Annotated in this window: 21 protein-coding genes; 15 read left to right on the forward strand and 6 right to left on the reverse strand. The window is 41.5% G+C overall.

Translation table 11 applies throughout. The features are described from left to right. Positions 1–122 precede the first annotated feature (122 nt). From H6G79_RS13545 to H6G79_RS13555, 3 genes are all read left to right on the forward strand, one after another. The gene (locus tag H6G79_RS13545; RefSeq protein ID WP_190589419.1) at positions 123–347 is read left to right on the forward strand and encodes a hypothetical protein; all 225 of its coding nucleotides are present in this window, start codon (positions 123–125) and stop codon (positions 345–347) included. Positions 348–355: 8 nt separating this feature from the next. Further along, positions 356–775, forward strand: coding sequence for a PIN domain-containing protein (locus H6G79_RS13550; protein ID WP_190589420.1), 420 nt, complete (start codon positions 356–358; stop codon positions 773–775). Between the two features lie 64 nt (positions 776–839). Next, positions 840–2255: a collagen-like protein gene (locus tag H6G79_RS13555; protein WP_190589421.1), complete on the forward strand. Its 1416-nt coding sequence runs from the start codon at positions 840–842 to the stop codon at positions 2253–2255. 179 nt (positions 2256–2434) lie between these two features. Here H6G79_RS13555 and H6G79_RS13560 read toward each other — a convergent pair whose 3' ends face one another. The 3 genes from H6G79_RS13560 to H6G79_RS13570 form a co-directional block, all read right to left on the reverse strand. Beyond that, the gene (locus H6G79_RS13560; RefSeq protein WP_190589422.1) at positions 2435–3007 is read right to left on the reverse strand and encodes an ABC transporter permease; all 573 of its coding nucleotides are present in this window, start codon (positions 3005–3007) and stop codon (positions 2435–2437) included. Positions 3008–3368: 361 nt separating this feature from the next. Next, the gene (locus tag H6G79_RS13565) at positions 3369–7811 is read right to left on the reverse strand and encodes a nitric oxide synthase oxygenase (protein WP_190589423.1); all 4443 of its coding nucleotides are present in this window, start codon (positions 7809–7811) and stop codon (positions 3369–3371) included. A 614-nt stretch (positions 7812–8425) separates the two neighbouring features. Beyond that, positions 8426–9226, reverse strand: a complete 801-nt coding sequence (locus H6G79_RS13570) for a PhzF family phenazine biosynthesis protein (protein ID WP_190589424.1) — start codon at positions 9224–9226, stop codon at positions 8426–8428. Between the two features lie 91 nt (positions 9227–9317). Here H6G79_RS13570 and H6G79_RS13575 point away from each other — a divergent pair, with 91 nt between their 5' ends. The 3 genes from H6G79_RS13575 (at position 9318) to ffh (ending at position 13341) form a co-directional block, all read left to right on the forward strand. Continuing rightward, positions 9318–10721 (forward strand): aminopeptidase P family protein, encoded by a 1404-nt coding sequence (locus H6G79_RS13575; protein WP_190589516.1) that lies wholly within the window; start codon positions 9318–9320, stop codon positions 10719–10721. A 567-nt stretch (positions 10722–11288) separates the two neighbouring features. Further along, positions 11289–11702: a response regulator gene (locus tag H6G79_RS13580; RefSeq protein ID WP_190589425.1), complete on the forward strand. Its 414-nt coding sequence runs from the start codon at positions 11289–11291 to the stop codon at positions 11700–11702. 178 nt (positions 11703–11880) lie between these two features. Next, positions 11881–13341 carry a signal recognition particle protein gene (gene ffh / locus H6G79_RS13585; protein WP_190589426.1) on the forward strand — a complete coding sequence of 487 codons (1461 nt, stop codon included), beginning with the start codon at positions 11881–11883 and terminating at the stop codon, positions 13339–13341. A gap of 114 nt (positions 13342–13455) precedes the next feature. On the opposite strand, the gene H6G79_RS13590 is transcribed toward ffh, so the two are convergent. Continuing rightward, positions 13456–13623 (reverse strand): hypothetical protein, encoded by a 168-nt coding sequence (locus H6G79_RS13590; RefSeq protein ID WP_190589427.1) that lies wholly within the window; start codon positions 13621–13623, stop codon positions 13456–13458. A gap of 169 nt (positions 13624–13792) precedes the next feature. On the opposite strand from H6G79_RS13590, the gene rpsP reads away from it, so the two are divergent. From rpsP to H6G79_RS13630, 8 genes are all read left to right on the forward strand, one after another. Beyond that, positions 13793–14053, forward strand: a complete 261-nt coding sequence (gene rpsP / locus H6G79_RS13595; RefSeq protein ID WP_062292058.1) for a 30S ribosomal protein S16 — start codon at positions 13793–13795, stop codon at positions 14051–14053. Next, positions 14016–14453, forward strand: a complete 438-nt coding sequence (locus tag H6G79_RS13600) for a KH domain-containing protein (RefSeq protein WP_190589428.1) — start codon at positions 14016–14018, stop codon at positions 14451–14453. Before rpsP ends, H6G79_RS13600 begins: the two co-directional genes overlap by 38 nt. Before the next feature lie 166 nt (positions 14454–14619). Beyond that, positions 14620–14796, forward strand: coding sequence for a 30S ribosomal protein S21 (rpsU, locus tag H6G79_RS13605; protein ID WP_062292053.1), 177 nt, complete (start codon positions 14620–14622; stop codon positions 14794–14796). A 334-nt stretch (positions 14797–15130) separates the two neighbouring features. After that, the gene (locus H6G79_RS13610; protein ID WP_190589429.1) at positions 15131–16084 is read left to right on the forward strand and encodes a PhoH family protein; all 954 of its coding nucleotides are present in this window, start codon (positions 15131–15133) and stop codon (positions 16082–16084) included. 42 nt (positions 16085–16126) lie between these two features. Further along, a complete protein-coding gene (locus tag H6G79_RS13615) occupies positions 16127–16531 on the forward strand; it encodes a ChuX/HutX family heme-like substrate-binding protein (protein ID WP_190589430.1) in 405 nt (134 codons plus the stop codon). Between the two features lie 298 nt (positions 16532–16829). Then, positions 16830–17777 (forward strand): FTR1 family protein, encoded by a 948-nt coding sequence (locus tag H6G79_RS13620; RefSeq protein WP_190589431.1) that lies wholly within the window; start codon positions 16830–16832, stop codon positions 17775–17777. Between the two features lie 381 nt (positions 17778–18158). Further along, the gene (locus H6G79_RS13625; protein ID WP_190589432.1) at positions 18159–18749 is read left to right on the forward strand and encodes a Crp/Fnr family transcriptional regulator; all 591 of its coding nucleotides are present in this window, start codon (positions 18159–18161) and stop codon (positions 18747–18749) included. A 229-nt stretch (positions 18750–18978) separates the two neighbouring features. Beyond that, complete coding sequence (locus tag H6G79_RS13630; RefSeq protein ID WP_190872484.1) at positions 18979–19131, forward strand: hypothetical protein; 153 nt, start codon at positions 18979–18981, stop codon at positions 19129–19131. 91 nt (positions 19132–19222) lie between these two features. Here H6G79_RS13630 and H6G79_RS13635 read toward each other — a convergent pair whose 3' ends face one another. After that, positions 19223–19522, reverse strand: coding sequence for a hypothetical protein (locus H6G79_RS13635; protein ID WP_396019799.1), 300 nt, complete (start codon positions 19520–19522; stop codon positions 19223–19225). Positions 19523–19718: 196 nt separating this feature from the next. Beyond that, positions 19719–19859: a hypothetical protein gene (locus H6G79_RS13640; RefSeq protein ID WP_190589434.1), complete on the reverse strand. Its 141-nt coding sequence runs from the start codon at positions 19857–19859 to the stop codon at positions 19719–19721. A gap of 238 nt (positions 19860–20097) precedes the next feature. On the opposite strand from H6G79_RS13640, the gene H6G79_RS13645 reads away from it, so the two are divergent. Then, positions 20098–22926, forward strand: a complete 2829-nt coding sequence (locus H6G79_RS13645) for a GUN4 domain-containing protein (protein WP_190589435.1) — start codon at positions 20098–20100, stop codon at positions 22924–22926. The last annotated feature ends 74 nt before the right edge of the window (positions 22927–23000 follow it).

The raw sequence follows: 23000 nt of genomic DNA on the forward strand, positions 1-23000 counted from the left end.
TCTTGCACCTAGGTGTGGTTGCGTCGGTTGTGGCTTTGGCTTCGCTCTTGCTTTCGGGGGTAAACAAAATCCATTCACTTATAATTAATATAAGCTGTTAATTTCCAACTTCTTAATCACCTATGCAAAAACTAGAAATAGAACTCGATCAAGAAACATTTGCAAAAATTAACCAATTGTCGCAAACCTATAATTGCGAAATTTCTGACATAATCAAAGCAATGATTGATCAATTAACACAACCAGAAATTCTTAATAATTCATTTATCGGTAAATGGGGTGATGAAGCCGAATTAGTTGATGAAATGGTCGCAGATATTTTAAAACACAGGAATTATAGAGACTAAAATTAGGTGTGAGAAAATCTTTAATTGATACGGATATTTTATCAGAAATTCGCAAATTAAGAAATCCTAAAATAAATGCTAAAGCCATTGGTTACATAGGTATATGGCAACAGTACACAATTTCTGTAATTACTGTTTCTGAAATTATCAAGGGATGGAAGAGAATAAATCGTAATGACCGCATTCAAGAGTTTTTAGCAGATTTATCTCAACTGGAAATCTTGCCTTTAGACCAAAGCTGTGCAGAACTTTCGGGTTTGATTCAGGCAGATTTAGAAACATCAGGACAACCAATCGGATTAGCAGATGTCTTAATAGCTGCTACAGCGATCGCAAATAACTTAATTCTAGTAACAGGTAATATTAGACATTATCAAAAAATCCAAGCATTGGGATACCCTTTAGTAATCGATACTTGGCGAGGATGAGGAGCAAATTCCTGTGATGCAGCGTCATATTCAGTAAATATCACTAAAATTTAGGTTTGACTCGATGTCCAACAGTCTTAGGGGTAAGCTGCCACTTTTACTGACATTCTGCTTAGTTACTAGCTTGTTACCTGCCTCTGGTTCTGTATTATGTCCAGCGATCGCTAATAACAACTACCTTGCTGATCGAGATTATGGCAGAAATGGGAGTAAGGGGACAAGTGGGCGATCGGGCAGAGATGGCCGCGACGGTCAAAATCAAACTATTTTTGTCGATGGTTCAGCAGCTAACCTCGATTTATCTGGTCAAGATGGTGAGGATGGCGAAAATGGCGGATATGGTTATCGCCCTGACTGCGGTTATCAACCAGAAAACAAAAACCATGACATTCAAGCAGCTAATGGTGGTGCTGGTGGCGATGGTGGTAAAGGCGGAAATGGTGGAAATGGCGGTTCTGTCACGGCTTATTACACTAATTTAGCCGACTTACGCAAAATACTTGTGCGTACAAACCCAGGGGAAGGCGGACGCGGTGGACGCGGTGGTAATGGGACGGCTGGTTGCAATTGTCGCAGGCGCAGTTGGGAAGTGCAAACCTGCAAAGGTACTCCTGGGAGTTCTGATTACAAATGTACTAAGAAGCGTTACAGATGTTACGACGGGCGGAATGGCAGCAACGGTAGTGACGGTAGCGATGGTAATACCGGACGCTTGGGAGTGTTGAGTATTGTGAATAGTAAAGAACCCTTGGCGGCTGACACTCCTAGCATCAAGCTGTCAATTCCCGAACTCGCAGGTAAACAATTACCACTCTCAAAAAATAAATGGAATCTGCGTACAGGTGCAGCTTCATTACTTGCCCCTGGTTCTATAATTGCTGATGAATACCGCGAATTTGACCAGCGTTTAGAAGAGTCGTTTCAGTTAGTTTGGCAAGAAAAACAACCGAGTCAAAGTTTTAGTAATCAAGCTGTCACAGTCACTTTAAATGATAGTAAACAACTAGAAGTGACTTTTCCTGAAGATTTGTGGGTTGATGCTAACAGTCAAAGTGAGAATAATTTGACAATTTATACTGTGAATCACGCAATTCTCAAACAAGATGTGACTCGGTTAGCAGTCGCGGAATTTGCAGGTGCGGGAGAAAACCTCAACTTAAAAATCGTCGATTTAGCAGCAAAATCTGATGTTCTGCAAACTAAATTTCGCGTGAAATTCCGGGCGCGAGATAACTCTGGGGGTTTCTCTGACTATCAAACTGTTTATACAGGCGATGTTCCACCTGAATTTGTCACCCGTGACTATAATCGTTTTATTTTGGCGTTAGGCAAGTTAAAAATACCAGAAAATGCCCTAAGTCCTGGTATCAATGTTGATATTGAAGTGACAGCAACACGTTCATTAGGCGAACGTTCCGCCAAGCAAACTATTAACTGGCAAAGTGCAATTCGTCAGCCTAGTACAACAAGGCAAAAGTAAAAAGGTAAAATGCAAAATGCAAAAGAAATAATAACGATACAACAAGCCTTTTAGCAATTTCTTATGGTTTGTTTATTTACAGCATTTTTCATTCCAATGAGGTACATTCATCTAGCCTTGAGCATCCTAGCCTCTAACCTCTAGTCTCTATCCACTATCAATTTGTACTAGATAAAAGTTTAACTCGATTTTTTGTTTTCAGAAATCATTTGTGCCAGTAGAGAACCCATGAAATCTAAAAATTGATCTAATAAAGTGCCGATAATACCAATGTAGAGTAATACCTGAATCATGCTATTAGTATTACCTGCTTTGTAGCTTTCCCAGAGAATAAAGCCTAATCCTCTGGGGCCAATTAGCATTTCTATGGCTATAACTGTAAACCACGCTACCCAAATACCAACTTTCAATGAATGAAATACATGAAATATAGCAGCCCGAAAGTTATTATTTTGTCTGCGAAAATGTTGTAAACCGATAGCTACATTAATGATAACTGTCCAAAATGTGGCAAGAAATATCACCATTACTGATGCAGGTTCACTATCTTGAAACAAGATGAGGGCAATTGGCAGTAAGGCTAAAGGCGGAATGCTATGTGGTATCTGAAATATCCTTCTAAAAATCTGATAAACTGTAACATTTATGCCAATAAAATATCCGATGAAACTGCCGAAAACAGCAGCCGGAATGTAACCTACAAACAGTTTTTGTAAGCTGGCTAAAAAGTCTAAAAATAAAGTTTGTTCCATGCCTCAGTTTTTATTTGGAACGTTTATATACAGCCTTTCTTAACCTAGTGAGTTACAGACAAGAATAATTAACCGCAGATAAACGCAGATGGACGCAGATAGATTTGTCCTTCAGTCAACTAGTAAACGCTATATTACTGTGGCAATCAATAAAAAACAGTCAATAGATAACCCAGGAGAATGTATGTTAGGGAGTGGGGAAGAACATTTTTTGTAAAATTTATTTTATCAGAGAATAAATTATGACTCCCAAAAATAAATAAAATCTCAATAATTGGTGAAGAACAAGATCCCCGACTTCTTTAAGAAGTCGGGGATCTGAATACAGAATTTCAACAGCAAGTCATCAAGTCATGATGTCTCAAAGATTATAGACAACTGATGGTTGTGCTATCTCTGGAACTGGTGTAGATTCATCTGCTGATTGATTAACTCGATTTAGCCATCTTTCGGCTTTGGAGTAGTTATCTTTCTGCACTTGTTTGATGGCTTGTTTGTAGTTGAGGGTTACGCCCCAAACATCAGAAACGAAGCGTTTTTCCTGTTTCATTTTGTCAAAGAACTGGATAGCTTCTAACAGTGATAAATTACCTTCAGTATTAGCGATCGCTAACATCACTTCATAAACATCATCGGCCATTTTGGCATCACCGCACACATAATAATGGCATTTTGGATGACTCAGCAGTTGCCAGATTTCTTTGGGTTTGCGCTGCATCAAATTTTGGACGTAGACTTTTTCACCGCCTTGGCGAGAAAATGCCACGTTTAATTCTGACAGCACGCCTTGACTGTACCATGTCTGCAATTGCTCTTGATAAAGGAAGTCTTGGTGATTGCGACAACCAAAGTATAAAGTCGCATCTGCGAGGGTTTTTCCTTGCTGCGCCAAGGCTTCTCGGTATTGCAAGAAGCCTATTAAAGGTGAAACTCCTGTACCTGGCCCGACCATCAACATCATTGCTTCTGGGTCGCTGGGTGGACGGAAACTGGATGTACGCACATCAATTCTTACTTTGGTTCCTGGTTGCAGTCCAGCGAGGTAGTTAGAACATAGCCCTTGACGGACTTTACCTGCATCGGTTTTAATTTGCAACACCCCGACGGTGATTTGAATTTGCTGGGGATGCAATAACGGACAGGAGGAAATGGAGTACAGACGTGGTTTTTGTTTTGGTAGTAATTCCAGTAAGGCGGCGAGGGTAATGGTCGCGCCGGGAAATTCATCGAATAAATCAGCCACGCTCATGTAATTGTCGGTGATGGTTTTGGTGAGCGCAATGCTTTCGGGGTGGTCTTCACCTTGGCGGAGAATTTCTAACCAAGTTTCCAGGCGTTGTTTTTCTGTGTGGTTGGAGGTGGCGGAATGTAAATATGCCAATAAATCGTTGAATGGTTCCCGCACAGCTAAATCTAGTTCTTCTGATAAGACATAACCAACGGTTGTGGGTACGGCGATGGGTGGTTGATCTTCAGTTTCTTGACCATCGGCGGTGACGTAACTTGCACTAAAGTAGGTGTCGGATGTCAAATTCAGGCGATCGCAAATTCGCTGTACCAATTCTGGGGGATTATTAGGATACACGGCAACGTGATCACCTGTTTCATAGTTGAGGTGAGTGTTGGCAATGTCAAAGCTAATAAACCGCGTCGAACGACTACCAGGAATGACTTCTTGCAGCAGTTCTTGATTGGCAATTACAGGTACTTCTATCCCCCGTTCGCCACTTTCCGCTACAGCCAAGTTTTCTATCGCGTTACTAGTGAGGAATTTTACCTGTAATTGAGGTGCGTTGATGGTCGTCCCATCAGCCGCCGTCGCATCTTCACCCAAGACGCGGCTAATTAATCTCAGCCATTGTTTGAAGGTATCAGCTTGGCCTTTGATTTCATCGGCTTTATGCAGAGGCACAATACAGTTAGCACCGGAACGTGATAAGGCTTTATCCACAGCTATTCCCGCCGCACAAAACTGTTCATAAACCGTGCTACCCAGTCCCAAGACGGAATAATTCAAAGTCATCAATGAACCGGGGGGTTGCTTTTTCAACCAGTGCAAGAATTGTTTTCCGTTTGCTGGCATTTCCCCATTCCCAAAGGTGGAGGTAACAATCAACACCAGTCTTTCGGAATTTAAATGAGTTTTGTCGTATTCATCCAGCGCCATCACCTTGGGACGGTAACGATTTAATTGCCTTGCAGCCGTCCGCGCAAAACCTTCGGCGGTGCCGGTTTCCGAGGCGTACAAAATCAAAATCCGGTCTTCTTTGTTGTCGTCTTCGTCCAGAGATGTGGTGAATTTTTCTAAGTCAATGCCATCTTCCACTGCCCAGCGATCGGCGGCGTGGTGATAAGCTGGCTCTAAATAAAAGTCCCGTGTTTGGTGATGCCATACCGGACAAACACTCCCGCCAGCAGGGGGTAGCACCCAACCCCATTCCGATGGACATTCTCTACCTGCTTTCTTTTCGCGCAAATCATGGGTGAGATATTGGCGTGAGGCAGACTGGTGGTCTACCATTGTCACCTTAGCTTTTTGGAAAGAATGCAGGATGGCGATATTCAATTCTAAGGCGACGCGATCGCGCCATAAGGTATGCTCTGAACTAATATCTAATTTTAGAATGTGGGCGATGTCTTCGAGTTTGTTGTAACGCCCTTCTTCTAAGAAGTCGCGCATCAGTTCTGTACCCATATACCAGCCATTGAAGGGTACACAAGCGTAACTAATTCCACCAATATCCATGCGGAAATTACTGATAGCCGGAATTGCATACCAACGCAACCCCAAGGATTTGAACTCGGCAATGGTGGGATGTTCAATATCGATTTCTAAAATTTCTTCTTTGGGGAACTCATACAACTTCGGCTCCATTCCCGGCACTTCAATGACTATTGGTAAAATATCGTAGGGTGTGCGTGGTTCGGGGGGTTGCCAGCCTAATTTAATGATAGTGTTAGTTAAATCTAAGTTAGCGCGATCGCCGATCACACTACCATCTGGTTGTTCGTAGGCGGCGTAACGTAATAATTGCGAATTCCACAGCCGCGGCCCCCAGCGTTCTTTGGGGAGTTTGGGACGAAATGCGGTCATAATCACTTGAACATTACCGCCATTGGTGCCTAAGCGCAAATGTTCGAGTAATTCTTGAAACATTTCATCGGGATCTGTCACATGGCGACAATCACGCACCACCATATTATTCCACTGAATCCGACCAATACATTTAGACGCATTCCGCCAAGCTAACTGTGCGCCATAAGCCAATTCTTCGTAGGTGTGATGATAAGTGCGGGTGGCTTTGATTTCGGCTTGAATTTCTGCCCAACGTCGCGCTCGATGTTCTGCTTCCCAACCTTGTTCACTAGCAATTACTTGGAGGAATTGCTCGGCTTTTTTCAGTAACCGTTCTTCATTCAGCTTGGGCAATTTCATCACATTGGTGACGCGATTAAACAATGTCTGCCAAGCCCGCCGCAATTCTGGGGTAAAATTCGGCACATATTTTTCAAACAAGACAAACATTGTGTCAGACATAGCAGGATAAGCACAAGATGGCACGCCGACACTGCCGTGAATTTGTCCCAATAACCGCAGTTCCAGCAACAATTCATCGATGCTTTCACTCCGCAAGCAACGCATGAGAAAATCTAAGGATTGGAACAGGTGTAGGGAGAGATAATCAATATCGGCTCTGCCGAAAATCGGCAAGACAAAGGGATATTTTTCAAACAAGGTTTGATAAAATACCATCCCCATTTCTTGTTTATTTTGGCTAAATATCTGCCAAGTCTCTGCCATTTCCTTGAGTAATTCTGGTGTTAAGGCATCTTCGTAGTAACGCACTGCCTCTACCATCGGCAAAATAATATTACTATTGAAAAATTTGTACAGTGCCGAGTTGATACCTTTCGCTAAATCTTGGCGGTCATATTCTTCTAAGTAAGGAATTGAAGGTAACATCCACATCCAAACTTGTCGCGCTTTTACCCAGTGGTGGGGACGCATCCCAATATCCGCAAACAAAGCCCCGTAATCTTCGACAGTATCAAAGTCATCACCTGTTTCGTAAGGTACACCTGTCAGGGGTTCAGAAATGATATTTTGGGTGTATGGCTGGAGTTGGTGAATACAGTAGTCAAATAACTCATAAAAGTAATCTGTCATACTGTCGATCGCTTCCCCAAAAATATGTTCTAATTCTGGTTCTTCTAACAACAGCCGCTTAAAGAACTTTTCCATTTGCAGTTCTTTCCAAGCCCGCAGTTTATTCCAGACATCTTTGACAATGACTTCTTCTTGGGATGTTAGGGGAATAGGTTCAGGAATTTCAACTTCTTTGTCGATGGTTACGGTTGGTTTGAGTTGAAAACGTGATGGAATTGGCTGATTAGCTAAGAGTTTGATTGTGTGGCTACCTGCTTCACCAACAGTCTGGGTGATTCTGGCCTGGAGGGTTAAATGAGGTGCGAGACTCCAGGTGGTAATCGGAAATTCTAGTTCGATGGAGTTGTGTCCATGCAGAAAATCTTGGGCTGCAAAGGTAACTGTTCCAGCATCTTGCCAAGGTTGGGTCAGATCCCCTTGACGGTAACATAGTGTAATAGCGATCGCGCAGTCTTTATAAATAGTGAAATTCACTAACCAGCTTGGCTGCATCCGCGAAAACAAATCTTTGGATAATATTTCTTGACCTTGCTCAGAGAGAATTTGTACACGACATTTATATTTAAAATCCCCACCTGCGGGAAAATCGGCGGCTGATATTTCTGTTAAATGAATGAGTTGTTGAGTGTAATCCATATTTAAAAATTACTGGGATAAATAGTTAAGTTTGACTTACACAGTGAAATTACAAATCAACGGTTTAGCAAGGGCATATAGCAGTCCTATTTGATACGTGGACAATAGAGACAAGGATGACAGGGTAGACAAGGGAGAAAGATGTTTGTAAATCATTTAGGATTGCTATAGGAATATAGGGGCGTGTTTAGGTAAACAATCATCACACCCCGACACCCCAAAAATGCCAGTCTCAAACGACTAACTTTGTGTGTAAGTTTGATTTGGTTACAACATGCTCTTGATATGGACAAAAAGCCAAATTTTACAAAACAGAATTCAGGAGTCAGCCAACGAATAAATCAGAAAATATCGGTGTTCAAAACCCTTACACCCTAACACCCATTTTGAACGAACAATCTTGGTAATTAAATCCTGTAATTGACTCTAATTCTTGAACTCTCAGTTTTATATATTTCTTCAACAGGTATTTGCACATATACACTGACTTACAATTCCTTAAATTGAGATTAACTAAGCTGAAGTTTGCGTGTTAGATGATACATAAGGTTGTATTATACAGGTTTTTTCAGTGTAAATCACTACAATCCCACAGCAAAATTTTACTTTTTGTTTCAATCACTGATCAGTTCACCTTTTAGGATAGTAACTGCTTGACCAGAAAGGAGTACGCGATCGCCACCGTCGTAATACAACTTAACTACGCCACCGCGATGGGATGCTTGATAAGCCAAGAAAGTATTTTTATCCAAGCGATCGCGCCAAAACGGTGCTAAACAACAATGGGCGGCTCCCGTCACTGGGTCTTCATCAATGCCCAAAGCTGGCGCAAAAAACCGAGACACAAAATCAAATTCTGAGCCTGGATGAGCTTTACTCGTAACGATTACCCCGTCTACAGGGAAAGTTTTCAAAAGTTGAAAATTTGGCTGCATTTGCCGTACTACATCTTCTGATTCTATTTCTACGAGATAACCGAGAGAATTTTGGTAAACAGCTTGATAATTTACACCTAAAGCCGTACTGAGTTCCGGTGGTGCAATAGTTACTTGTGAGTGATTAGCAGGAAAATTCAGTTCAATCCATTCATTTTGGCGCTTGGCAATCAATAACCCACTTTTGGTATGAAATCTCGCCACTTCGTCACTCGCTAAATGTCCTTGTGACCACAACACATGGGCGCTGGCTAAAGTTGCATGACCACAAAGCGGCACTTCTACGGCTGGCGTAAACCAACGCAGATTAAAGCCATCCTCTTGTTTCACCAAAAAAGCCGTTTCCGACAAATTCATTTCCTGTGCTACCTGCTGCATCCAGTCAGTGTCTTTGGGTGCAGGCAAAACACAAACAGCCGCCGGATTTCCCGCAAAAGGTTTATCGGTAAAAGCATCAACCTGAGTAATGATTTGTCCCATGAACTTACTTTAGAATATGGAAGCAATATATATCTACGAGAGTACATTAAAGATTTACGCAACTTCTCTACGCCACTTTGCGTTTGAAATTATGCAAATTCACCATATCTCCAACACCCTCAGCGATACTTTACGTCACAGAAGAGAAAAACTAGCTCAATTAATTGATTTCCCGGTAATTCTTTGGTCAGGAAGCAGCAGCCCCCGCAACTTTCGAGCTAATACCTATCCTTTCCGCGCCAGTAGCCATTTCCTCTACTTTGCCGGCTTACCTCTAAACAATGCCGCCATTCGCCTAGAAGCGGGCAAACTAGAGTTATTCATTGATGATCCCGAACCCGGTAGCGCCTTATGGCACGGTGAAACACCCAAACGCGAAGAAATTGCCGCCAAAATTGGTGCAGATACAGCGAGAACTTTATCTGAGTTGAAACATCGCGGTCATAATGCCGCCTCAATTCCCGTGCAGAATTATCGTACCAGCCTTGTACAGTCCCAAATTCTGCACAGAGAAATTTCTTCGCCTTATGATTTAGAGGGCTTAGATTTAGAATTAGCCAAGGCAATTGTCAGTTTACGCCTGACCCACGATGAGGAAGCCTTAGCCGAATTACGCAAAGCTGCGGCTGTGAGTGTGGCTGCACACAAAGCAGGTATGGCCGCCACCCCCAAAGCAAAACAAGAAGCAGAAGTCCGGGCGGCAATGGAAGGGGTAATTATTGCCCAAAATATGACCACTTCTTACAACAGTATTGTGACTGTTCACGGGGAAGTTTTGCATAATGACGTATATCATCACCCATTGCAACCCGGTGATTTACTGTTGGCTGATGTGGGTGCAGAAACAGAAATGGGGTGGGCGGCTGATATTACCCGCACTTGGCCTGTGTCTGGTAAATTTTCCGCCACACAACGAGATATTTATAATGTGGTTTTAGCGGCTCATGATGCTTGCATTGCTAAAATTCGCCCTGGCGTAGAGTATCGAGATATTCATTTATTAGCCGCAACAGTAATTGCGGAAGGGTTAGTTGATTTAGGCATTTTACAAGGCAACCCCCAAGATTTAGTGGAATTAGATGCCCATGCCTTGTTTTTCCCACATGGAATTGGGCATTTACTGGGTTTAGATGTGCATGATATGGAAGACTTGGGAGATTTAGCCGGATATGAAGATGATAGAACCAGGAGCGATCGCTTTGGCTTAAGTTACCTGCGTCTCAATCGTCCCCTACGTCCAGGAATGCTCGTCACAATTGAACCAGGATTTTATCAAGTCCCAGCAATTTTAAATGACCCGCAAAATCGCGCTAAATATCAAAACATCATCAATTGGCAGCGTCTAGAACAATTTGCCGATGTCCGGGGTATCCGCATCGAAGATGATGTTTTAGTTACCACCGATGGCAGTGAAATTTTAACAGCCGCCTTACCAAATGATGCTGATACTGTAGAAGCTTTAGTCAATAACCTTGATGGAGAGGCTGGAGGCTAGGAATCAAGATTTATTTGATTGGGGAGAATTGAGAGGTTTAAATCCCCGACTTCTGGGAGAAGTCGGGGATCTTTTGATGCAAAAATGATTTCTGAATACTACATAATTTTAAATATAAATGCTAAATTTATTAGAGAATATTATGGTATCATTTTATATATTTATACGCCTATAGTATTCCAGTAATCTCACTCTCTAGATACAGATTTTTAGAATCACGTTGATTTAAATTAAGTTAATAATTTTTAATTTCCTACCTGCACACTATCTTCATATACTATAAATATTAGTTACCGCAACTTAGTTGATATCTAGACTATCAATCTCCATATCTTTTATCAGATGCAAATACTAAAATTTGTATCTCATCATTAATAGCTATTAAATTTGGATGATTTGTATAAGACTAATATTTGATTTCTAGAAAAAATCAGTGAACTGAGGCAAGACTTCTGTCCTATTCTCTATTCCCTGGCTACACAAGTAATTTCTGAAATCAAACTGGATTTCCCATTTAGCTTTTTTAGTTCAAAAATCAATATTTATTATTTATTAAATAATTTGATTATGAGCCAAAAAATTAACAATCACAATCCCCATATTCTGGTCTGTGATGATTGTGAGGTTACTTGTTTTTTATTACAAACAATTTTAGAAACAAATGGTTATCAAGTTACTACAGTCTTGAGTGGAGAAGAAGTATTGCAAGAAATAGCATCTCAAACATTTGATTTGCTTTTACTAGATGTCACAATGCCAGGAATGGACGGTTATGAAGTAGCCGATCGCATCCAACAAAATCGTAGTTGTAAGTGTTTACCAATTTTGTTACTAAGTGGCTACGAAGAAGACACCATCAAAAAAAAGTGCCAAGCCAACGTAGCGGGTATTATCCGCAAGCCAGTTGATATGAATGTCTTGTTAGCAGTCGTTAAACAAGCTTTACAATTATGTAATTGCCACCACATCAGTGTTGCTTAACACTAAAATTGTGAAAAAATACGGTTTACCACCCCAAACCCAGTAGGTATCCAGTTGCTCAACTCGGAGTGAAAACTACTAAGCTGGTAGATAGCACGTTAAAACTCTACCGGAAATTCTGCATCGCCTTTGGCGACAATTCCGGCTTCCTCATTGGCTAAATACTTGTAACTTAGATATGTTTGATGCACTAGCAGACCGTTTAGAATCCGCCTGGAAAAAACTTCGGGGTCAAGATAAAATCTCGCAATCCAATATTCAAGAGGCTTTGCGAGAAGTCCGCCGCGCTTTATTAGAAGCAGATGTCAACCTCCAGGTAGTCAAAGATTTTATTAGCGAAGTTGAAGCCAAGGCGCAGGGAGCCGAGGTAATTTCTGGCGTGCGCCCAGACCAGCAGTTCATCAAAGTTGTCTACGATGAATTGGTGCAGGTGATGGGGGAAGAAAACGTTCCCCTGGTGGAAGCTGAACAAAAGCCGACAATTGTCTTAATGGCTGGTTTGCAAGGTACTGGTAAAACCACAGCCACAGCCAAATTAGCTTTACATCTACGAAAATTAGAGCGCAGCTGTTTGTTAGTCGCCACAGACGTATATCGCCCCGCCGCAATTGATCAGTTGATCACCTTGGGTAAGCAAATTAACGTACCAGTATTTGATCTGGGTAGTGATGCTGACCCTGTAGAAATTGCTCGCCAAGGTGTAGAACGTGCCAAAGCTGAAGGTGTCAACACAGTCATCATTGATACTGCGGGTCGTCTGCAAATCGACGAAGACATGATGGCGGAGTTAGCGCGGATTAAAGAAATAGTCCAACCCCACGAGACTTTGTTGGTGGTGGACTCCATGACTGGTCAAGAAGCCGCCAACCTCACCCGCACCTTCCATGAGCAAATCGGCATTACTGGGGCAATTCTCACCAAGTTAGATGGTGATAGCCGTGGTGGTGCAGCTTTGTCAGTCCGCCAAATTTCCGGCGCACCCATCAAATTTGTCGGTGTTGGTGAAAAAGTCGAAGCCCTACAACCTTTTTACCCTGACCGGATGGCATCGCGGATTTTGGGGATGGGCGATGTTTTGACTTTGGTGGAAAAAGCCCAAGAAGAAATTGACTTGGCCGATGCCGAGCAAATGCAAGAGAAAATTCTGTCAGCGAAGTTTGACTTTACCGACTTTCTCAAACAGCTGCGTTTGTTGAAAAATATGGGGTCACTGGGAGGCATTCTCAAGATGATTCCTGGTATGGGTAAGCTGTCTGATGATCAACTCAAGCAGGGTGAAACTCAGCTAAAACGCTGCGAAGCGATGATTAATTCCATGACCAAGCAAGAACGCCAAGACCCAGATTTATTGGCAAGTTCTCCCAGCCGCAGACGACGGGTGGCTAAGGGTGCTGGTTACAAAGAAGCTGATGTGAGTAAGCTGGTGTCAGACTTCCAAAAAATGCGATCGCTCATGCAACAAATGGGTAAAGGTAACTTCCCTGGTATGCCGGGAATGTTCGGCGGCGGTGGTATGGGCAACGCCTACGCAGGTGGTCGTCCCGCCGCCCCCGGATGGCGCGGTTATAACGGCGGCGGTGGCGGTAGCAAAAAGAAAAAACCCAAGGATAAGAAGAAAAAGGGCTTTGGGAATTTGTAGAAGAGGGGATAGGGGGGACAAGGTAGGCAAGGGGGACAAGGGAGACAAGGGGGACAAGGGAGACAAGGGGGATCGGGGGGACAAGGAGGACAAGGGAGAACAGTTTTTCATCACCTACACCCGCCAACTCCCCACTCCCCATTCCCCACTCCCCACTCCCAACTCCCAACTCCCCACTCCCAACTCCCCACTCCCAACTCCCCATTCCCAACTCCCCATTCCCCATTCCCAACTCCCCACTCCCCATTCCCCACTCCCCACTCCCCATTCCCAACTCCCCACTCCCCACTCCCCACTCCCCACTCCCTAACTCATATAGCCGCAAACGCTAATCAAGTGTTAAAATAAGCATTTCAGTATGGGAAGTAATTAACCAAGGCACTTTCGCCCAGTTACTTCCTAAATTTATCAGCTGCAAAAATCCATACAAACAGGAGAACGATTCTTCAACATGATCAAACTGCGCTTGAAGCGATACGGAAAAAAGCGGGAAGCGAGCTACCGTATTGTCGCCATGAATAGCCTCTCTCGCCGCGATGGTCGTCCTTTAGAAGAACTGGGCTTTTACAACCCCAGAACCGATGAAGTTAGACTAGATGTTCCCGGCATCGTCAAGCGACTACAACAAGGCGCACAGCCCACTGACACAGTACGTCGCATCCTCGTAAAAGCTAATGTTCTTGAACAGGTCAGTGCAAAACCCGCATCATAACCTCAATACGCCATCTTTCGCAGCTAATCCCAATTATGTTGGACTAGTGCGATTTTTGATGCAGCCGTTTTTAGAATCTCCAAATACCTTAAGCGTCGATTGTGAAATTTCTCACACCCTGAAAAAAGCTTGGATTCGCATTGCCTTTGACAGTGCAGATAAAGGCAAAGTATTTGGCCGAGGCGGACGCAATATTCAGGCAATTCGGACAGTAGTTGCTGCTGCGGCAGAACTGGCTGGACAATCTGTATATCTGGACATCTATGGCAGCAGTGCTATGGGGCGAGATGGTATGTCTTTTGATGAAGACCGCGAAGAGCGACCGCCACTGCCAAAAACTAGGGAAAGACGTGGTAACAACGGGCCTAGTAGACCTGTTGCTAAACCTCGTTTCCGCTAGGTTTAAACTATAAAGAAAGGAAGATGAGGGAGAAAAGTATGAAGTGTGAAGGATGAAGTCTGAAACTTAATTCTTCTGCCTTGTGCCTCCTCTCATTGACCTGATTTCTAAATGCTATTTATGAATGCAACTTCTAAATATCTCTTTCAGGGGGTGAAATTAGGGAGTGGCTGAAGTCCGTCTAGGTGAAAATGAAACAATTGACTCGGCACTAAGACGTTTTAAAAAGAAAATTCAAAGAGCCGGGATATTATCTGAGGTTAAACGTCGGGAAAGATACGAAAAACCCAGTCTACGCCGGAAGCGTAAAGCAGAAGCAGCACGTAAAGGCGTTCGCTACTAAGCGATTAACCGCAGTCAATGGTGGAATTTGAGGTGAGCAAGTTTAATTAACTTCAACCTCGCTAAAGTAGAGATGCGATCGCGTCTCTACTTTACTAGTGCAACAAGGCAAAAGTAAAAAGGCAAAAGTAAAAAGAAATAATACTTATCAAGTCAGCTTTTTAGCTATTTCTCATGGTCTGCTTATTTACGCCGCAGTGTACTAGTGCGGTGATGCAAAAGCGCAAAACTAGAAAATAATGTAAAAATAAACTTAATTAAAAACTGTAATTAAAAATCTAAACAAGTAATAGACCTTTGTTAAAAATAACTCCTCACACATTTAAGAAATAACTATGGCAGATGCTTTAAAGATTCAGCTGCCTAATATTCCGAGTGCGATCGCTCTTGCAGGTGATGGTGAAGAAAATCTCAAAATCCTGTCTCGGCAAACAGGCGCGGTGTTAGTGCTACGGGGACAGGAACTTCAGATTACGGGTACAGATGCCCAAATTAATTTAGCATCCAGGTTGGTGCGATCGCTCGAAGACCTGTGGATTAAAGGCAATACTATTTCCAATGCCGATATTTTAACAGCCCGTCAAGCTTTAGATAGCGATCGCGAAGATGAACTCCAAGAATTACGTCGAGATGTCCTCGCTAGAACTCGCCGTGGTGAAGAAGTCCGCGCTAAAACATTTCGTCAACGCCAGTACATTGAAACCATCCGCAAACGTGATATTACCTTCTGCACCGGGCCTGCTGGTACAGGTAAAACTTATCTCGCCGTTGTGGTCGCTGTGCAAGCACTCCTCGCCAACCAAGTAGAAAAGCTGATTTTAACTCGTCCAGCCGTCGAAGCTGGTGAAAGATTGGGCTTTTTACCAGGAGACTTACAGCAAAAAATTAATCCTTATCTTCGTCCACTTTACGATGCCATTTACGAATTTATTGATGCTGAAAAAGTCCCCAATTTAATAGAACGCGGCATTATTGAAGTTGCGCCACTCGCATATATGCGCGGACGTACCCTAAATCATGCTTTCATAATAGTGGATGAAGCTCAAAACACCACACCCGCACAAATCAAAATGGTTTTGACGCGGTTGGGTTTTCGTTCGCGGATGGTGATTACGGGCGATACCACACAAACAGATTTGCCCCATAATCAACAATCAGGCTTATCAGTTGCTTTAGACATTTTAAAACACGTCGAAGGCATTGGTTTTTGCGAATTTACCCAAAAAGATGTAGTGCGTCATCCTCTAGTACAGCGAATTGTTGCTGCTTATGAAAAATACGAAAAATAGTCAACAAATGACCAATGACTAATGACAAAGGACAAATTAATTATGAGTGCCAATTTAAAAGAATTTTTAGAAGCCTGTGAAAATTTAGGAACCTTGCGTTTAATTGTTACCAGCAGTGCGGCTGTATTAGAAGCACGCGGCAAAATTGAGAAATTATTTTATGCCGAATTGCCGAAAGGTAAATATGCCAATATGCACACCGAAGGCTTTGAATTTCATTTAAATATGGACAAAATTACCCAGGTGAAGTTTGAAACAGGTGAAGCAAAAAGAGGTAACTTTACAACTTATGCCATCCGGTTTTTAGATGATAAACAAGAACCTGCTTTAAGCTTATTTCTCCAATGGGGCAAACCAGGAGAATATGAACCCGGTCAAGTAGAATCTTGGCACGATTTAAAAGAGAAATATGGTGAAGTTTGGCAGCCTTTACCAGTAGAGATATAATTTGTCTGCTTGATTACTTAACTTACTGAAAACGAATAACCCCACCCTGCCAAAACTACGTTTTGTCTCCCTTCCCCGTGAACCTACGGTATAAATACAAGTCGAAGTAAACTACTAGGGATGGGGATTTGGGGAGCAGAAGAGAGTGGAAAATCCCATAAAAATTCATACTCAAAATTTGATTCGCGGACTTGAACAGCTTGAATCTACCTTTTTTGGCTGGAAACTTGATCTGGGTCTACAAAAACCAACCACTTTTCCAATAACCTCTTAGACTATTGACTCTGGACTCAAAACGATGAATTTTAGTACTGCTTTACCTACTTTTGTAATTACACTCCGAGAGGGAGTAGAAGCCGCCTTAGTTGTGGGGATAGTGTTGGCTTTATTGAAAAAAGCCAAACAATCTCGACTTAATTCTTGGGTGTATGCTGGTGTCGGCGTTGGTATTGTTGTCAGCGCCTTGATAGGTGTGCTGTTTAGCGTGGTAATTAAAGCATTAGGTCAAGTTAATCCACAATACACATCGGTCGTTGAACCGGGACTAGAAGGTGTGTTTAGTGTGTTGGCGATCGCAATGCTTAGTTGGATGCTAATCTGGATGACGAAACAAGCCAGATTTATGAAAGCTCAAGTAGAAGGCGCTGTTACAGAAGCACTCACACAAAATAGCAATGCTGGCTGGGGTGTTTTTAGTTTAATTTTAATTGCTGTAGTCCGCGAAGGTTTTGAAACCGTGTTGTTCATTGCGGCTAACTTTCAGCAAGGTTTAATTCCCACAATTGGCGCTCTTGGCGGTTTATTAGTAGCAGCCACAATTGGCGTATTGTTATTTAAATTAGGTGTCAAAATCAACATCCGCCAGTTTTTCCAAGTTATGGGCGTTTTATTAGTGTTGATTGTTGCCGGGTTAGTCGTTTCTGCATTAAAACATTTTGACGATGCCTTTGCTAACTTAGCCCTCAGCAGTCGTGCTTCCGAAAGCCTGTGTTTTTACTATGAACACTTTACTAAAGTCCACTCTTGCATTTTAGGGCCGATAGTTTGGAATACTTCTAGTATTTTGCCTGATGATCAATTCCCCGGCATTATTCTGAAATCTTTATTTGGCTACAGAGAACATCTATATATTGTGCAAGCAGTGGGATATGTTTTATTTTTGCTAACTGTTGGCGGATTATATTTCCGCAGTTTAAGTGGCGAAACTGTAAAATCTAATAAAAATGTGTCTCTTTTCCAAAAATAAACTGATAAGTAAATTTATTGCAGGGTGAGTATGACAATCATACTCACTCTATTTTGTCTGATTGAAGAAAAATTCAGAAATCATATCATACCCGGTGAATTAGTCATGATTTCCTAAATTATTGTCAGCTAATGCTTCGAGTCGGGAAACCCCCTACAACCAGACTACCAACGCTCCTACATTGCTAAAGCTGCGCTAACACCATGCAACTGTCCCCTACACCCAATCTCTACAGACAATTTTTGTGCGTCAGCCCTGTATTTATTCAGAATGTACCCTAGCATCTTTCTAAGAGCAGATTTTTTCTGTACCCATAAATTCATTTAGCTTGATCTATTATGTATACTACGGTTAATACATCGAAGAATAGTACTATAGGTCATGGTGTCTTTACACTCAAGCTTGTCTACCGCGCCTAATAAAAACGCCAAGCAGCATTTTACTAGGCGCTCATTCTTACCAGAGAATCAAAATGTACTTTGGCAAATTGAAAAAGGCTTTGTACGTACTTATACTTATTTAGAAGATGGTACAACAGTTGCGCTAGGATTATGGGGGCCTGGGGATACCGTTGGCAAAGCCTTGTCAAAAATGGAACCTTATCAAATGGAGTGCTTAACCAAGGTAGAAGTTAAAATCTTGCCCCTAGAAGATTGGTATCAAGCGCAAGAAACACTACTAGCACATATCCAACAAGCTGAAGAATTGATGGTAATTCGTAGCTATAAAAAAGTTGATACCATGCTGATTAAATTATTAGCATGGTTGTCGAAAAAATTTGGTTCACAGGTTGAACAAGGACGTTTAATAGATATGCGCTTAACTCACGAAGACCTAGCAGAAATGCTTGGTTCTACCCGCGTAACCATCACTCGAATTTTAGGACAATTTGAGGATGAAGGTTTGATTGATCGTCTTTCTCTCCATCGCATTGTCGTGAAAGAAGAAGACATTTGGTACTATGAAATTTAATGGTAGTAACGCACAAAAATATTTATTAGCTGATAACTTTGGGGGATAAAGAAAGCTCAAGCCTTGAGCAGAGTATCGATAATTACTTTATTTTCTAGTCTTTTAATATACTAACTTTTTGAATTGCCAGACTAGAAAACAGAAGTTTTTATACATAGCTAGATTGATTCCCCCGATCATTATTCATGACTTATAGCGTTTCTCAGTCTGGTGAAGTACAGTAGCAACGGTGAGTATACCAATTATAAATATCGGTCAAAGAGAATTGTTTAAAAGCAGCTTGAATCGAGGAAGGTGTAGGTTGGGTGGAGGAACGAAACCCAACATTTTCAAGGCTTTGTTGGGTTACGCGATCGCTACACCCAACCTACTATTCTCTTAACTGAACCGTATTGAAATATGAGTTCTATAGAAATTTAATCAGCTGCAAAATCACCCCGACTGTAGAAAAAAGCCGGGGTAGTTGTGGTTAGTTATGCAACTAAAATTTGACGGATTAAAATACTCATCACTTGATCAGGGTTGTCGGTTGGAACTAATGGACTCCAATCGCCTACCTCGGCATAACCGATCGCTTGCAAATAATGTATTGTACTGGTGACAGCTTTGGGTGAACCAATCAACAAATGTTTAATGGGTTCTCTGTTGGGTAATGGCTGTTGATTAGATGCTTTGGGAGTGGGTGCATCAAAATTTTCTCTTCTCAAAAATTGCTCTGGTGGTGTTTGAGCAGAATTTTGATCATCACCGAATTTATATTCTTGTGCCATGATAATAATCGACTCCTAATTAGGTGTTGGAAGAAAGGCGATTGCAGACTTTGACAGGACGGCGATCGCCTTTCTCATGCTATCTATAATAAAGTATAAAAATATACCTGTCAACTACTTGCTTAAATATTTTTATAAATGATTAAATCTGGTTAAATTCCTGTTTATAAAGGTATTGGAATAAGGATGAGAAAAATTTTCAGGATTTATTGATTGTATTAAAATAAAAAGCATATTCAGCAATTTCAAGTAGGTTGGGTGTAGCGATAGCGTAACCCAACAGAGTCTTGAGAATGTTGGGTTCCATTCCTCCACCCAAGCTACACCTGAATTGAGCCATAGCATCACAACTTGATGTTGTAACGACAGAATGTTTATTAGATAATGCTGTTGATGAGCGATCGCATTTCTTAGTTTATTGGAGAGTGCGATCACTTGATGTTCAGCAAGAAGCTGAGTATCTGATTAAAACTTTCTAAAATTATTTATTAGGTAATTTTTCGGAGGTAGCGATCGCTTATACTGCTATCAGCAGGTATTATTTCACAAGCGATCCATACTTCCAGACCTACACTACCATGACTCAAAGCCCAGATAATCAACCAGCTTGGTGGGAATCGGTACAAAAGATTTTAGACAACAAATTGGTTGGGTGGGGTATACCGGGTATTTTTGTTGCTATTGCTGCTGATCATGCTAAAAATGCTCGATGGCAAGAGTTTGTTATTTTTCTAGGAATCACTTTTGTTGTTGCGCTGATTATTAGAATTGGGAGTAAACTTCTTCCTTATTTTGATAAATTTCTAGACTGGTTACTGGCTACGCAAATTCCCAAATGGTGGACAGCAATTACAGATAAATTTGGGGCTGAGTACCTCGCTACAATAACAGCAGAATGTCAAGAATATCAAGGACGCGGATTTAGTGGTGAAGGGTTAGATTTAGAGAATGTATTTGTCCCTTTAGGCTTTAATTGTGAACAGCCAGTTTATAACCCTCAAGATTTGACGGTTGGTGAAGAAACTGAGCTAGAACAAGATTCGGCTTTTGCACAAACAGAAATTTCTCGAAGTATTGCAACTCAGAAAGAACCTGAAATTGGCAGTTTGTTGAGAGGAATTACAAACAAAAAATTGGCATGGCGAAAACTGGTAATTTTAGGCGCTCCAGGTTCAGGAAAAACCACACTTTTAAGACACATCACCCTTTTGTTTGCACTGCGGAAACAATCAAAATTGGATCGAGGTTTGCCTCAACTTATTCCTGTTTTGTTGCGGTTGAGAGATGTTGCTCCAATTATTGTGGCGGATACTAATTCTTCACTGGCGCAAGTAATTGCTAAGGCGAAAAAAGATGAATCATCAAAAACTCAAGATTGGTTTAACAAGCAGCTAAAAGATGGCAAATGTCTGGTAATGTTAGATGGACTTGATGAAATTGCCGACGATGAGCATCGAAAACAGGTCAGTAATTGGGTTTCTCAGCAACTCCAAAGTTATAACAATAAATTACCATTCATTCTTACGTCGCGTCCACAAGCTTACAATCAAGCACCTCTGTTAAATACCCCGGCTTATTTTGTTAGGTCATTTACAACTGAACAGCGCAATGAATTTGTTTACAAGTGGTATTTTAATTTAGAGAAGCGGCGTAACTCTGGAAAAGTATCAGAAAAACAACTGCGAAGAAATGCTGAAGCTAAGAAAGACGAGTTGGTGCGCCAAATTAATGCAGTTCCTTCTCTGCGCTTAATGGCAACAAATCCGTTATTACTGGCATTAATTATTAATACTTATAAAGAGAAAACCAGTCTTGCTCCTACCAGAATTGGACTATATAAACAAGTTTGTGATGTGCTGCTTCAAGGAAGACAATCTATTTCTGGAACTACCCGCTATCCACTCAAGCCAGAACAAAAGCAAGAAGCTTTGCAAGCACTCGCGCTGGAAATGACGAAACGCCAAGTGCTTCAGTTTACCCTAGATGAGAAAAGTCAAGACAGTAATATTTTTCTTGCCAAAGATTTTCTGCAACAAGAACTAGCTCAGATGGTTGAGGCGGGAAAAGAGTTTACACCAGAGGCTTTTATCGAAAAAGATGATCTTGGTGTGCGAGAATTGTTGAGCGATCGCAAACAAGAAAAACTCTATGAATTTACTCATCGCACCTTTCAAGAGTATTTAACGGCGGTGGAACTCACCAAAGCCGAACATGAACCTGATTTATTAGAAGTTTTTGCGAAAGATAAAAAATACCTGGACTGGTGGAGACAAACTATTTTATTCTATGCAGGTCAGGTCAAAATAGATAAACTAATTGATGCAGCATTAAACAAACCAACTGTAGAAAACCTCACCCTTGCTTATGAGTGTTTGCAAAATAAGCTCAGAGTTAGTCGAGAAAAAGAGCAGGAATTACTCGACAAAGTAGAACAGGGATTAAAATCAGATGATGTAGAAGTTTTTAAGTTAGCCGCATCAGTGCAACTGCAAAAACGGCTAAACTATCTCAACGAAGATTGTTTTCTTGGTAGTTCAGAAACCGACGAGCAACCTGGAGTTACCATAACAGCAGCAGGTAAAAAAATCTGGACATTACAAAAAGTCGATGATACTGATCTCACTGAAGCAGAATATCGGTTGTTTTTATTAGAACAAAACAACAGTGATTCAGACTTAACTCTGGAAAACAACCTCAATCAGCTAGACTTTGTAAAAAGTAATGCGTTTTGTGCTTGGTTGAGTGAAAAAACCAGAGAACGATTTGGTGAAGCAGGAATTTGTTATCAACGGGAAACCTCAACAAATACATTCCGCCTAGTTCGGTTTCGCATACCAGAACAGTATCATCAACTAGCCTATTATTTAGCAGCAGGTATGTGGAGAGAAGCCGACGAGGAAACTTTTCAGGTGATGCTGAAAGTAGCGGGAAGGGAAAAACAAGGCTATTTAGAACTTGAAGACATTAGGAATTTTCCCTGTGAAGATTTGGGAATTATTGATAAATTATGGGTCGATTACAGCAATGGACACTTTGGGTTTAGTGTTCAGAAAGAAATTTATCTTAGTGTTGGTGGAATTTTGGAAGGCAGTCAAACAAATTCTTCCTATAAAAAGATTCTTTCCCCACTTCAATGGGTATATTCTCATTTTGGAGGTAGAGCGAGAGATAAAAATGATGAAACAAGCAAAGCTTACAAAGCTTATGAGATTTTTTGTAATAGCGTTGAGTGGAAAATGAATGCACCGATGATAAACCCAACAGATTTTAGATTTATGGACTACTCCAAAGTAAATTATAGTATTCATGCTCCAAAGGGACACTTGCCTATAATTAGTGATAGTGCTGATTTCTCGACAGATTGGACTACAGTGGTGGAGTTTTTTATCTCTCATCAATATTTGTAATATGTAACATATAAAGAAGTCAGAAGTTGGTAAGCTCTATCAAAAGTTTCCTTTTCCACAATTTATTTTTGACT

Source organism: Anabaena sp. FACHB-83, from assembly GCF_014697485.1.
In the GTDB taxonomy this organism is placed as follows: domain Bacteria; phylum Cyanobacteriota; class Cyanobacteriia; order Cyanobacteriales; family Nostocaceae; genus Nostoc_B.